Origin of the sequence: Brevibacillus sp. MCWH (assembly GCF_013096935.1) — a bacterium.
Lineage (GTDB): Bacteria > Bacillota > Bacilli > Brevibacillales > Brevibacillaceae > Brevibacillus > Brevibacillus aydinogluensis.
Map to the genome: position 1 here is coordinate 1 of NZ_SDLF01000117.1, position 516 is coordinate 516.

1 protein-coding gene is annotated in these 516 nt (G+C 26.2%); it reads right to left on the reverse strand.

Annotated elements, in window-relative coordinates; genetic code table 11:
* The coding region (locus tag ETC00_RS19640) for a hypothetical protein (RefSeq protein WP_171567725.1) at nt 1–469 on the reverse strand (469 nt) is incomplete at its 3' end.
* Nucleotides 470–516 lie beyond the last annotated feature (47 nt).

Genomic DNA, 516 nt, shown 5'->3' on the forward strand with positions numbered 1-516 from the left:
ATGTTAAAGGGTCTACACCTAGTATTTCCCTCTGTAACCATGATGTTTTATTTTTAGAGAAGTTGTTCTTAACTTTAGCTTCAACTGTGATATACAACTTATTGTAAATATCTATGTCTTTAGAATACATATAAAATAAGTTCTCGTAAAAAGTAAATAAAGGATACTTATACTTATCTACATTATGTGTGTTTATGTAGTGAAATAGTACGGGTATCATAATTTTCATAGACATAGAAATTTTCATCATTATTTTCGCATGTTCGTTCGTAAACTCTAACTGCTCAGCATATTTTTCTCCATTTTTAGATGTTAAATCTATATAGTAGTTATCTTCAACCATCTGATCTATTTTCTTTCTCATACTTTTAGTAAATAAAATATTGTACATAGCTTTCATAAATGCTAGAGGAGACTTAAATTTTATTTTCTCGTAATCAATAGAAAACTTTAACTTTAAATAAGCCATTATTAGCTCCATATCTTTGTCATAAAAATGAATGAAATAGTTTATAT